13 protein-coding genes are annotated in these 12,140 nt (G+C 56.1%); 9 read left to right on the plus strand and 4 right to left on the minus strand.

The annotated features are described in order from the left end of the window. Positions 1–3: 3 nt before the first annotated feature. Positions 4–1,146, plus strand: coding sequence for an alginate lyase family protein (locus V6940_RS02825; RefSeq protein ID WP_333494741.1), 1,143 nt, complete (start codon positions 4–6; stop codon positions 1,144–1,146). Between the two features lie 117 nt (positions 1,147–1,263). Here the strand turns inward: V6940_RS02825 and V6940_RS02830 are convergent, their stop codons facing one another. After that, positions 1,264–1,608: a RidA family protein gene (locus V6940_RS02830; RefSeq protein ID WP_185667672.1), complete on the minus strand. Its 345-nt coding sequence runs from the start codon at positions 1,606–1,608 to the stop codon at positions 1,264–1,266. 252 nt (positions 1,609–1,860) lie between these two features. Between V6940_RS02830 and V6940_RS02835 the strand changes: the two genes are divergently transcribed. The 5 genes from V6940_RS02835 (at position 1,861) to rnd (ending at position 8,237) form a co-directional block, all read left to right on the plus strand. Then, entirely contained in the window at positions 1,861–3,771 is a 1,911-nt protein-coding gene (locus V6940_RS02835; protein ID WP_333494742.1) for an ATP-dependent DNA helicase, read from the plus strand. A 58-nt stretch (positions 3,772–3,829) separates the two neighbouring features. Beyond that, positions 3,830–4,525: a tRNA (adenosine(37)-N6)-threonylcarbamoyltransferase complex dimerization subunit type 1 TsaB gene (gene tsaB / locus V6940_RS02840; protein ID WP_333494743.1), complete on the plus strand. Its 696-nt coding sequence runs from the start codon at positions 3,830–3,832 to the stop codon at positions 4,523–4,525. A gap of 40 nt (positions 4,526–4,565) precedes the next feature. Then, the gene (locus tag V6940_RS02845; RefSeq protein WP_185667675.1) at positions 4,566–5,147 is read left to right on the plus strand and encodes a Slp family lipoprotein; all 582 of its coding nucleotides are present in this window, start codon (positions 4,566–4,568) and stop codon (positions 5,145–5,147) included. A 207-nt stretch (positions 5,148–5,354) separates the two neighbouring features. Then, a complete protein-coding gene (fadD, locus tag V6940_RS02850) occupies positions 5,355–7,040 on the plus strand; it encodes a long-chain-fatty-acid--CoA ligase FadD (RefSeq protein WP_333494744.1) in 1,686 nt (561 codons plus the stop codon). Positions 7,041–7,121: 81 nt separating this feature from the next. After that, positions 7,122–8,237 carry a ribonuclease D gene (gene rnd / locus V6940_RS02855; RefSeq protein ID WP_333494999.1) on the plus strand — a complete coding sequence of 372 codons (1,116 nt, stop codon included), beginning with the start codon at positions 7,122–7,124 and terminating at the stop codon, positions 8,235–8,237. Between the two features lie 180 nt (positions 8,238–8,417). Here the strand turns inward: rnd and minE are convergent, their stop codons facing one another. The 3 genes from minE to minC are packed head-to-tail and all read right to left on the minus strand — an operon-like array spanning position 8,418 to position 10,234. Then, the gene (gene minE, locus V6940_RS02860; RefSeq protein ID WP_035894584.1) at positions 8,418–8,687 is read right to left on the minus strand and encodes a cell division topological specificity factor MinE; all 270 of its coding nucleotides are present in this window, start codon (positions 8,685–8,687) and stop codon (positions 8,418–8,420) included. A 3-nt stretch (positions 8,688–8,690) separates the two neighbouring features. Next, positions 8,691–9,503: a septum site-determining protein MinD gene (gene minD / locus V6940_RS02865; protein ID WP_333494745.1), complete on the minus strand. Its 813-nt coding sequence runs from the start codon at positions 9,501–9,503 to the stop codon at positions 8,691–8,693. A 23-nt stretch (positions 9,504–9,526) separates the two neighbouring features. Continuing rightward, the gene (minC, locus tag V6940_RS02870; RefSeq protein ID WP_185667678.1) at positions 9,527–10,234 is read right to left on the minus strand and encodes a septum site-determining protein MinC; all 708 of its coding nucleotides are present in this window, start codon (positions 10,232–10,234) and stop codon (positions 9,527–9,529) included. A gap of 127 nt (positions 10,235–10,361) precedes the next feature. On the opposite strand from minC, the gene V6940_RS02875 reads away from it, so the two are divergent. The 3 genes from V6940_RS02875 (at position 10,362) to V6940_RS02885 (ending at position 11,898) form a co-directional block, all read left to right on the plus strand. Beyond that, positions 10,362–10,643, plus strand: coding sequence for a YcgL domain-containing protein (locus tag V6940_RS02875; RefSeq protein ID WP_185667679.1), 282 nt, complete (start codon positions 10,362–10,364; stop codon positions 10,641–10,643). A 55-nt stretch (positions 10,644–10,698) separates the two neighbouring features. Next, positions 10,699–11,358, plus strand: a complete 660-nt coding sequence (locus V6940_RS02880; RefSeq protein ID WP_333494746.1) for a fumarylacetoacetate hydrolase family protein — start codon at positions 10,699–10,701, stop codon at positions 11,356–11,358. A 93-nt stretch (positions 11,359–11,451) separates the two neighbouring features. Beyond that, the gene (locus tag V6940_RS02885; RefSeq protein WP_185667681.1) at positions 11,452–11,898 is read left to right on the plus strand and encodes a YcgN family cysteine cluster protein; all 447 of its coding nucleotides are present in this window, start codon (positions 11,452–11,454) and stop codon (positions 11,896–11,898) included. Positions 11,899–12,140: the final 242 nt, after the last annotated feature.

A 12,140-nucleotide genomic window follows, 5' to 3' on the forward strand; every position in this document is an offset into this window, starting at 1 on the left:
GCGATGAAGCTGTACACCCTTGATGAAACCTGTCTGGAAAATGCCCGCGCGGGCCTGAAACAGCCGTTCTCGCCGCTGCAGCTGGCCCTGAGCAAGCTGGTGGCTGAGGCGGATATGCTTAAGCGCGAACCGCCGGAAAGCGTGGTGCATAAAAAGCTGCGCCCGGCGAGCGGCGACGCGCATGATTACTACAGTCTGGGCACCTACTGGTGGCCAAACCCACGGCGGCCCAACGGGCTGCCCTACATTCGCCGCGACGGGCATATCAACCCGCAGTGCGAAAATAACGATACCGATACCTCGCGCATTATCCGCATGTGCGAGCGCTGCCTGACCCTGGGGCTGGCGTGGTACTTCACCGGCCAGCGCCAGTACGCGCAGGCGGCAGCGGTGCAGATCCGCTGCTGGTTCCTCGACGGCGACACGCGCATGAACCCGCATCTGAACTACGGCCAGGCAATCCCCGGCGTGGTTTCCGGGCGCGGAACCGGGCTTATTGACACTCGCCTGCTGTGGATGGTGGTCGATACTATCGGGCTGATTAACGCCGCCAGCGTGCTGGATACCGACGATATCATCGGCCTGCACCAGTGGTTCCGCGATTTTAACCACTGGATGTACTACAGCGATATCGGCCACTCCGAATACGTCTGGCACAATAACCACGGCACCTGGTACGACGCCCAGCGCGCAGTCAATGCGCTGTTTTACGGCGATAAAGGGCTGGTGGCGCGGATTATTGAGCAGGGGATCACCCAGCGCATGGCGGCGCAGATTGATCAGGACGGCAAGCAGACGATGGAGCTGGAGCGTACCATTCCGTTCCACTATTCGCTGTTCAATCTTGAGGCGCATTTGCTGCTCAATCGTTACGCTGAACACGTCGAGTTTGATCGCTGGAACCACATTCGCGACGGACGAGGAGTGAAGCAGGGGATTGATTACCTGGTGCCGTTTATCCGCGAACCGGATCTGTGGCCGTATAGCGATTTGCAGGGCATTGTCTGGGATAGCGCGCTGCGGGTGCTGCTGCAGACGCAGCGTGGGTATCCGAAGCAGTCACCGAGCTATCGTGACGTGCTGAAGTGCTTGCCGCAGGAGACGCTGCAGTTGAAAGAGCAGCTGATGTGGTGCCCGGGATTGTAGGCCTGATAAGCACAGCGCCATCAGGCATTAGGCGCACGTTGCCGGATGGCGGCGTGCCGCCTTATCCGGCCTACCGATACCGTGTCTCGCCGACCCCGGGAGGCACGGTATACCGATTTACACCGCGGCGATAATCTTAATCTCAACCTTATATTTCGGGTTCATCAGCTTCGCCTGCACGGTGCAGCGTACCGGCGCGTGACCGGCGACTACCCACGCATCCCACGCTTTGTTCATGGCGGCGAAATCGTCACCGTCCGGCAGGAAAATGGTGGCGTCGAGAATACGCGACTTATTGCTGCCCTGTTTTTCCAGCACCGCATCAATCTGCGCCAGCGTATTTGCTGTCTGCTCAAACGCATCGGCGTCCAGGTTTGCCGGTACGCCAGTGTAGTACAGCGTATTGTTATGAATAACGACATCAGACCAACGGGCTTCGGCATCAATACGTACAATTGTCATTTCATTTTCCTTTTAACATCACGTAAACGCGCTAAGACTGCCACATTGTTGACGCCGCGTCACGACTTCGGCTGGCATAAGCGGGGTTCGCCTGACATATACACGTCATACTTCAAGCTGCATGTGCGTTGGCTGCGTTCATTCACCCCAGTCACGTACTTATGTACGCTCCTGGGGATTCACTCTCTTGCCGCCTTCCTGCAACTCGAATTATTTAGTGTATAATCACTGGGAATTTTTCCAGGGGGTAACGTGACGGACGATTTTGCAGAAGATGGCCAGCTAGCGCAGGCGATAACCGGCTTTAAACCGCGTGAACCGCAGCGTCAGATGGCGCACGCCGTCGCGAAGGCGATTGATAACGGCCAGCCGCTGGTGGTAGAAGCGGGGACCGGGACCGGGAAAACCTACGCCTATCTGGCTCCTGCGCTACGTTCAGGTAAAAAAGCCATTATCTCTACCGGCTCGAAGGCATTGCAGGATCAGCTCTACAGCCGTGACCTGCCGACCGTCGCCACCGCACTCACGTTTACCGGCAAGCTGGCGCTGCTGAAAGGGCGCTCAAACTATCTTTGCCTCGAACGTCTAGAGCAGCAGGCGATGGCGGGCGGCGACCTGCCGGTGCAAACCCTCAGCGACGTTATTTTGCTGCGCAGCTGGGCTAACCAGACTGTGGATGGCGACATCAGCACCTGTGTTAGCGTGGCGGAAGATTCCCAGGCCTGGCCGCTGGTCACCAGCACCAACGATAACTGTCTGGGCAGCGACTGCCCGCAGTATCAGGACTGCTTTGTGGTGAAGGCGCGTAAAAAGGCGATGGATGCCGACGTGGTGGTGGTCAACCATCACCTGTTCCTTGCCGACATGGTGGTGAAAGAGAGCGGCTTTGGCGAGCTTATCCCCGAGGCCGACGTGATGATCTTCGATGAAGCCCATCAGCTGCCGGATATCGCCAGCCAGTACTTTGGTCAGTCGCTCTCCAGCCGCCAACTGCTGGATCTCGCCAAAGACGTGGTGATTGCCTATCGCACCGAACTGAAAGATACCCAGCAACTGCAAAAGTGTGCCGACCGTCTGGCGCAGGCCACCCAGGATTTCCGCCTGCAGGTGGGCGACCCTGGCTACCGTGGCAACCTGCGTGAACTGCTGGCAGAAACCGCCGTGCAGCGCTCGCTGCTGCTGCTCGATGATGCCCTTGAACTGTGCTACGACGTGGCAAAGCTGTCGCTTGGCCGCTCTGCCTTGCTCGATGCCGCTTTCGAACGCGCGACCCTGTATCGCGCTCGCTTAAAGCGCCTCAAAGAGATCAACAAGCCCGGCTACAGCTACTGGTATGAATGCAACTCGCGCCACTTTACGCTAGCGCTGACGCCGCTCACCGTGGCGGACAAATTCAAAGAGGTGATGGCGGCCAAACCGGGCAGCTGGATCTTTACCTCTGCGACGCTGTCGGTCAACGACGACCTACACCACTTTACCGAACGCCTCGGCATTGAAGCGGCAGAATCGCTGCTGCTGCCAAGCCCGTTTGACTATGCCACTCAGGCGCTGCTGTGCGTGCCGCGCAACCTGCCGTTGCCGAATCAGCCGGGGGCCGCGCGCCACCTGGCGGCGATGCTGAAACCGCTTATTGAGGCCAACGACGGGCGCTGTTTTATGCTCTGCACCTCACACGCCATGATGCGCGACCTCGCTGAACAGTTCCGCGCCACCATGACGCTACCGGTGTTGTTGCAGGGGGAGACCAGCAAAGGCCAGCTGCTTCAGCAGTTTGTTAGCGCCGGTAACGCTCTGTTGGTGGCGACCAGCAGCTTCTGGGAAGGGGTTGACGTGCGCGGCGATGCGCTGTCGCTGGTGATCATCGACAAACTGCCGTTCACCTCGCCGGACGACCCGTTGCTGAAAGCGCGTATGGAAGATTGCCGTCTGCGCGGCGGCGACCCGTTTGAAGAGGTACAGCTACCGGATGCGGTGATTACCCTCAAGCAGGGCGTTGGGCGACTGATTCGTGACGTTGACGATCGCGGAGTGCTGGTGATTTGCGACAACCGCCTGGTGATGCGTCCCTACGGCGCCACCTTCCTCGCCAGCCTGCCGCCGGCGCCGCGCACCCGTGATATTCGACGGGCGACGCGTTTCCTGGCGCTGTCATCGACGCGGTAATACAGAGCAAAGTGTGATAAGATGCGCGCCATTTTGTTGATCGAGAGCGCGACTAACCATGCGAATTCTGGCTATCGATACCGCCACGGAAGCCTGCTCGGCTGCTCTGTGGAATGATGGCAACACCTGTGCCCACTTCGAGCTTTGTCCTCGGGAACACACCCAACGTATCCTGCCTATCGTGCAGGATATCCTCACTCAAGGCGGCGTAAGCCTGACCGACCTCGATGCGCTGGCGTTCGGCCGTGGGCCGGGCAGCTTCACCGGCGTGCGTATCGGCATTGGTATTGCACAAGGGCTGGCGCTGGGCGCGGAACTGCCGATGATCGGCGTATCGACCCTCGTTACCATGGCGCAGGGCGCCTGGCGTAAGCAGGGTGCGACCCGCGTGCTGGCGGCTATCGACGCCCGTATGGGTGAAGTTTACTGGGCCGAATACCAGCGTGATGAAAACGGTATCTGGCACGGTGAAGAGAGCGAAGCGGTGCTGAAGCCGGAAGCGGTACAACAGCGTCTGGCGGAGTTAAGCGGTGAATGGGCGACGGTGGGCACCGGTTGGGCCGCGTGGCCTGATATGGCGCAGGGCGCGACCGCCACGCTGGTCGATGGCAACGTGACGTTACCGGAAGCTGAAGACATGCTGCCGATCGCCTGTGCCATGCTTGAGCAGGGCAAAACCGTCGCCGTGGATAAAGCGGAACCGGTTTATTTGCGTAACAATGTTGCGTGGAAGAAACTTCCTGGCCGTGAATGAATCTCAGTAGATAGAGATCGTAAAAATCAGGAGCAGCATCATGGCAGGTAAAAGTTTTCTCATTCGTGGAGCCGCCGTTGGGCTTATCGCCTTCGCGTTAAGTGGCTGCGTCAGCGTGCCGGATGCCATTCAGGGTAGTAGCCCAACGCCGCAACAGGATCTGGTACGGGTCATGGCGGCACCGCAGCTGTACGTAGGGCAGGAGGCTCGCTTTGGCGGGACCGTCGTTGGCATCGAAAACCAGCAGGGTAATACCCGTCTGGAAATCGCTACCGTCCCTCTGGACAGCGGTGCGCGCCCGATTCTGGGTGAAGCCTCGCGCGGGCGCATCTATGCCGAGGTGAACGGCTTCCTCGATCCGGTTGACTTCCGTGGTCAGCTCGTCACGGTGGTGGGGCCAATTGTTGGCGCGGTAGAAGGCAAAGTCGGCACCACCAAATATAACTTCCTGCAGATGAAGGTGACGGGTTACAAACGCTGGCATGTGGCTCAGCAGGTAGTTATGCCGCCGCAGCCTATTGATCCGTGGATGTTTGGTCCGCGCCCCTGGAATTACGGTTACGGCGGTTGGGGATGGTATAACAGCGGCCCCGCTGAAGTCCGGAACGTCGTAACTGAATAAGATCTGATGTAAAGCAGACAAAAAAGAAACAGCGGCTAGCCCGCTGTTTCTTCGTTGTAATGGATATAAAAAAAATAAAGAGTGACGCGCTTCGCAACCTTAATTCTGATTAATTCTTAAACTGGTACGCTGAGTTAATATAATGTTAATGAAAGTTTATCATTTGGGGTTGCGATGACGACGAATACGTATTTTAGAGGTGATGCTTTGAAAAAGGTTTGGCTCAACCGTTATCCTGCTGACGTCCCGGCAGAGATCAATCCTGACCGTTATCAATCCCTGGTGGAACTGTTCGAACACTCGGCAACGCGCTTTGCCGACCAGCCTGGCTTCGTCAACATGGGCGAAGTCATGACCTTCCGTAAGCTCGAAGAGCGCAGCCGCGCCTTTGCCGCTTATCTCCAGCACGGGCTGGGTCTCAAGCAGGGCGACCGCGTCGCGCTGATGATGCCTAACCTGCTGCAATACCCGGTCGCCCTGTTTGGTATTCTGCGTGCCGGGATGATCGTGGTGAACGTTAACCCGTTGTACACCCCGCGCGAGCTGGAACATCAGCTGAACGACAGTGGCGCGCAGGCGATTGTTATCGTCTCCAACTTTGCCCATACCCTGGAAAAAGTGGTCGACAAAACTTCGGTTAAACATGTGATCCTGACCCGCATGGGCGACCAGCTCTCCACGGCGAAAGGCACGCTGGTTAACTTCGTGGTCAAATACATCAAACGGCTGGTGCCTAAATATCACCTGCCAGATGCCATTTCGTTCCGCAGCGCGCTGCATAACGGCTACCGCCTGCAGTACGTGAAGCCGGAAGTGAAGGCCGACGATATCGCCTTCCTGCAGTACACCGGTGGTACTACCGGCGTGGCGAAAGGGGCGATGCTGACTCACCGCAACATGCTGGCGAACCTCGAGCAGGTGAAAGCGACCTATGGGCCGCTGCTGCACGAAGGCAAAGAAGTGGTTATTACCGCGCTGCCGCTGTACCACATTTTCGCGCTGACCATGAACTGTCTGCTGTTTATCGAGCTGGGCGGTAAAAATATTCTCATCACCAACCCGCGTGATATTCCGGGACTGGTGAAGGAGCTCGCGAAATACCCGTTCACCGCCATGACCGGGGTGAATACCCTGTTTAACGCGCTGCTGAACAATAAAGAGTTCCAGCAGCTGGACTTCTCAACCCTGCATCTCTCCGCAGGCGGTGGGATGCCGGTGAACCACGCGGTGGCAGAACGCTGGGTGAAGCTGACCGGGCAGTATCTACTGGAAGGTTACGGCCTGACCGAATGTGCGCCGCTGGTGAGCGTGAACCCGCACGATATCGACTACCACAGCGGCAGCATTGGCCTGCCGGTGCCGTCTACCGATGTGAAGCTGGTGGATGACGACGATAACGAAGTGCCCGCTGGCCAGCCAGGTGAACTGTGTGTGAAAGGCCCGCAGGTCATGGAAGGCTACTGGCAGCGTCCTGACGCTACCGACGAAATCATCAAAGACGGCTGGCTGCACACCGGCGATATTGCGGTGATGGACGAAGAGGGCTTCCTGCGCATCGTCGACCGTAAAAAAGATATGATTCTGGTCTCCGGCTTCAACGTTTATCCGAATGAAATTGAAGACGTGGTGATGCAGCACACCGGCGTGCTGGAAGTCGCCGCCGTCGGCGTACCGTCCGGCAACAGCGGCGAAGCGGTGAAGATTTTCGTGGTCAAGAAGGATGACAGCCTCACCGAAGAGGCGTTGATTACCTTCTGTCGCCGCCAGCTTACCGGCTATAAAGTGCCGAAACTGGTTGAATTCCGTAAGGAATTGCCGAAGTCAAACGTCGGTAAAATTTTAAGACGAGAATTACGTGACGAAGCCCGTGCCAAAGTGGACAATAAGGGATAAGTCACGAGTCATGATGCCAAACGCCAGCTCTGCTGGCGTTTTTTTTGGCGCTATCTAAGAGAGTACGATTTGAACTATCAGATGATCACCACCAACGATGAACTCAGCACCCTGTGCGATGCGGTTCGTCAGACCACCGCCGTGGCGCTGGACACCGAGTTTGTCCGCACCCGCACCTATTACCCGCAGCTGGGGCTGATTCAGCTTTTCGACGGCGAGCGTACGGCGCTGATTGATCCTCTGAATATTACCGACTGGTCGCCGCTGCAGGCGATTCTGCAAGATCGCAACATCACCAAGTTCCTGCACGCAGGTAGCGAAGATCTGGAAGTGTTCATGAACACCTTCGGTTCAATGCCGCAGCCGCTTATTGATACCCAGGTGCTGGCGGCGTTCTGCGGTCGCCCGATGTCCTGGGGCTTCGCACCAATGGTGGCGGAGTATTCCGGCGTTGAGCTTGATAAGAGTGAATCCCGCACCGACTGGCTGGCTCGCCCGCTGACCTCACGTCAGTGTGACTATGCCGCGGCGGACGTCTGGTATCTGCTGCCTATCGCCCACAAGCTGATGGCGGAAACCGAACAGGCCGGGCGACTGGAGTGGGCGCTCAATGAGTGTCAGCTGATGCAGCAGCGCCGTCAGGAAGTGACCGACCCAGCCGACGCCTGGCGCGATATCACCAACGCCTGGCAGCTGCGTACGCGCCAGCTGGCGTGCCTGCAGCTGCTGGCGGACTGGCGTTTGCGTAAAGCGCGTGAGCGTGATCTGGCAGTCAACTTTGTGGTGCGTGAAGAGCATCTGTGGAGCGTGGCGCGCTATATGCCGGGCAGCCTCGGTGAACTGGACAGTCTGGGGCTTTCCGGTAGTGAAATTCGCTTCCACGGCAAAACGCTGATTAGCCTTGTGGAAAAAGCGCAGGCGCTGCCGGATGACGCATTGCCGGAACCGCTGTTGAACCTAATGGATATGCCGGGCTACCGCAAAGCGTTTAAAGAGATTAAGGCGCTGGTGCAGGAAGTGGGGCAGGCGAATGACGTCAGTCCTGAAATGCTGGCATCCCGTCGTCAGATTAACCAGTTGCTGAACTGGCACTGGCAGCTGAAACCGCGCACCACGGCACCTGAGATGATCTCCGGCTGGCGCGGTGAGCTGCTCTCGGGTGCGCTGGACAAACTGCTGGCGGCGTACCCGCGTTAAGCCACGAGTATCCGAACATGTAGGCCGGATAAGGCAACGCCGCTATCCGGCAATGGTGCGCCGGGGCTGCCTGATGGCGCTGCGCTTATCAGGCCTACCCTGTTTGTCGCCATGGAAGCCTCAAATGGCGGGCACAAAAAAAGCGCTATCACTAGCGCCTTTTTTTTACACCACCGAAAGTCAGGATTTTGACTCTTCTGCTTCCGGCAGCGTGACGTTGAGTTCCAGAATCGAAATATCCCCGTCTTTTTGCTCTAACTGCACCGTGACCATTTCTGGGTCAATCTGCACGTACCTGCAAATCACTTCCAGAATATCCTTCCTTAACTGCGGCAGATAGTGCGGTTCTGCGTCACTGCGGCGGCGTTCCGCGACAATGATCTGCAGGCGTTCTTTAGCAATGTTGGCGGTATTCTTTTTCCGTGAGAGAAAAAAGTCGAGTAATGCCATGATTTATCCTCCGAACAGGCGTTTGAGGAAACCTTTCTTCTCTTCTTCAATGAAGCGGAAAGGACGTTCTTCTCCCAACAGACGATCGACGGTGTCGGCGTAGGCTTTGCCTGCGTCAGACACGGTATCCAGAATCACCGGCTCGCCCTGGTTAGAGGCGCGCAGCACTGACTGATCTTCTGGAATCACACCGACCAGTTTAATGCGCAGGATCTCCAGCACATCTTCCATGCTCAGCATATCGCCTTTGTTAACGCGGCCTGGGTTATAGCGCGTCAGCAGCAGGTGTTCTTTAATCGGTTCTTCACCATTTTCGGCGCGACGGGATTTCGACGCCAGAATGCCCAGAATACGGTCGGAGTCACGAACGGACGACACTTCCGGGTTGGTGGTGATGATCGCTTCATCAGCGAAATAGAGCGCCATCAGCGCGCCGGTTTCGATGCCGGCAGGGGAGTCGCAGACCACGAAGTCGAATTCCATCTTCTTCAGTTCGTCGAGTACTTTCTCGACGCCTTCGCGGGTCAGCGCATCTTTATCACGGGTCTGGGACGCAGGCAGGATAAAGAGATTCTCGGTACGCTTATCTTTGATTAACGCCTGGTTCAGCGTGGCGTCGCCCTGAATAACGTTAACAAAATCATATACTACACGACGTTCGCAGCCCATGATCAGGTCAAGGTTACGCAGACCGATATCAAAATCGATAACGACCGTTTTCTTTCCCTTCTGCGCCAAACCAGTTGCGATGGCCGCGCTGGAGGTGGTCTTACCCACGCCCCCTTTACCTGAAGTCACAACAATAATGCGTGCCATAGAAATTCCTTGTTAAAAAGGGATTAATTTAACGGTTGAATAGTCAAAGCGCTGTTGTCTAAACGCAGACGCGCCGCTTTGCCATAAAATTCGGCTGGGATCTGATCGCTCAGCCAATATTCCCCGGCAATGGAGACCAGCTCCGCCGCCAGGTGGGTACAAAATACTTGTGCTTCCCGGTCTCCGCCGGCACCGGCGAGAACGCGTCCACGCATCATGCCGTAAACGTGAATATTCCCATCGGCAATCAGCTCCGCGCCCGCGCTAACGTGGCTTGTCACAATCAGATCACAGTTTGGTGCATAAATGCGCTGACCGGAACGTACTGGCGTATCAATCATTCGCGTTTTTGTGATCGGACTAACAATTGGTTCGGGTTCTACGGGTTTGGGCTGTTCTACGGGGGCCGGGCGGGTAACTTTTTCTTTACCTTCAGTCAGTAAAGGAAGGCCGGATTGGTCGATGGCCGCCTTAAACTGCGGGTTTTTACAGCCGCTGACGCCGACAATGCGTAAACCCACTGACATAATGGCCTGCTGAATCGCACGCCATTGGGTGAATTCTTCAAGGTTACCGACGTTGACGACCACCGGGGCATGACGGAAAAAGGCCGGAGCCTGGGCGACTTTGTCTTCCAACGCCTGACGAATAACCTCGGGCTTTGCATCATGCAAATGAACCACAGATAGGGTGAAGCTGCTGCCTTTTAGTTCGATTGGCGTGTTTGACATCCTGGCCTTACTCAATTTGCTATTTATCGCCGCGCCACGCGCAGTGATATTCCGAAGACTATCAGTCATGTTATAGTCACATATATATTCAAGCAAGTAACCACTGTCCTAATTCCGAGTATAAAGTATGTTTTGTGTGATTTATCGTAGTTCTAAACGTGATCAAACCTATTTGTATGTCGAAAAAAAAGACGATTTCTCCCGTGTGCCTCAGGAACTGATGCAGGGCTTCGGTCAGCCGCAGTTAGCCATGCTGTTGCCGCTTGATGGACGTAAGAAAACCGTCAATGCCGATCTGGAAAAAGTAAAACAGGCGCTAAAAGAGCAGGGTTATTATTTACAGATCCCGCCACCGCCTGAAAATCTGTTAAAGCAGCATTTGGCTGAGTCGCAAAATAAGAGCGAGTAACCGCTTCGCTTCCGGCAAAATGCGTCCATGGTTGAACAACGAGTAAGGGAAAAGCATGTATCAGCATCATAACTGGCAGGGTGCTCTGCTGGATTACCCGGTAAGCAAAGTTGTCTGTGTTGGCAGTAATTATGCAAAACATATCCAGGAAATGGGCAGCGCAACGCCGGAAGAACCTGTTCTCTTTATCAAACCGGAAACGGCGCTGTGCGACCTGCGTCAGCCGCTGATTCTGCCGCAGGGCCTTGGCTCCGTGCATCATGAAGTCGAACTGGCGGTACTGATTGGCAGCACGTTGCGTCAGGCAACCGAAGACCACGTGCAGCAGGCGATTGCCGGCTACGGCGTGGCGCTGGACCTCACTCTGCGCGATATTCAGGGGAAGATGAAGAAGGCCGGTCAGCCGTGGGAAAAAGCCAAAGGCTTTGATAATTCCTGCCCGATCTCCGGCTTTATTCCCGTATCTGCCTTTGAGGGCGACCCGCAAAATATTTCGCTGGGCCTGACCATCAACGGCGAAGTGCGTCAGCAGGGCAGTACGTCTGACATGATCCACAAGATCGTGCCGCTGATTGCCTATATGAGCCGCTTCTTTACTCTCAAACCGGGTGATGTTGTGCTGACCGGTACGCCGGAAGGCGTTGGCCCGCTGCACGCGGGTGATGAGCTTGAGGTGCAGTTTAACGGCCTGTCACTGACCACGCGCGTACTGTAAGCCCACCTTGCCGCCCCATTCGGGCGGCAAAACTTGCATCCCTGTGCCAGACTGGTTATAAGAAGCACCCCGATTTTTGACGTGGACATCCTGATGAGCGAATTACCTTTCTGGCAGAGCAAAACCCTTGATGAAATGACAGATGCACAATGGGAGTCGCTGTGCGATGGCTGTGGGCAGTGCTGCCTGCACAAGCTGATGGATGACGACACCGATGAAATCTACTTCACCAACGTGGCCTGTCGCCAGCTCAACATCAAAACCTGCCAGTGCCGTAACTACGAACGTCGCTTCGAGTACGAACCGGACTGCATCAAGCTGACCCGCGACAATCTGCCAACCTTCGAATGGCTTCCGCATACCTGCGCCTATCGCCTGCTGGCGGAAGGGCAACCGCTGCCGCAGTGGCACCCGCTCATTACCGGTTCCAAAGCGGCGATGCACGGTGAGCGTATTTCCGTACGCCATATTGCAGTAAAAGAATCAGAAGTACATGACTGGCAGGACCATATCTTAAATAAGCCTGATTGGGCTAAATAAACCGCAATTTGCGGAACCATTCACTATTTTTATATTTCCTACCTTAAATCCCTACGAAATTCTTATACCGGGCCGATAGAGATTAAAAGCGATTCGGTATAAGGACGCGTATGCGCAATCCAATAAAGCTGTTAATGCTGGCGTTGATTATCAATCTGAGCGGCTGGAGCCTGCTTTTTGCGGTGGGGTATGGGATATGGTCGTTGGTAGGATAGCTTACCAGCAGCCTGCGCAAGGCCGCT

The sequence above is a fragment of the Kluyvera sp. CHPC 1.251 genome (assembly GCF_036759945.1).
Classification (GTDB): Bacteria; Pseudomonadota; Gammaproteobacteria; order Enterobacterales; family Enterobacteriaceae; genus Kluyvera; species Kluyvera sichuanensis.